The organism is Priestia sp. SIMBA_032 (assembly GCF_046535215.1).
Classification (GTDB): Bacteria; Bacillota; Bacilli; order Bacillales; family Bacillaceae_H; genus Priestia; species Priestia aryabhattai.
In genome coordinates, this window is the sequence record NZ_JAWRXD010001237.1 from 1 (window position 1) to 249 (window position 249).

General features: G+C 69.1%; 1 protein-coding gene. It reads right to left on the reverse strand.

Going from position 1 to position 249, the window contains the following annotated elements; all coding sequences use genetic code 11:
• A partial coding sequence (locus tag SB717_RS38285; RefSeq protein WP_410908424.1) for a hypothetical protein occupies positions 1-249 on the reverse strand: 249 nt, incomplete at both ends.

Genomic DNA, 249 nt, shown 5'->3' on the forward strand with positions numbered 1-249 from the left:
GCCTCGTCGGGCAGCAGGTAGAGGAGCGCATCCTCGATCACCGCGGCGACCACGGTGTCGCCGCCGGCGTTCAGGTTGCCGATATGGAAGTTCTCGCCCTCCCCGAGCCGGTCGAGGAGCTTGTTGTCGCTGTCCCGGAGGTCCACCGCCCCGCTGCGCAGGATGCGCAGGCCAGGCGGTTCACTGGCCGCGTCAAAGCGCTCACCGTGCGGATGGTAGGACACGCGCAGGGCGTTGACTGCGCGGTTC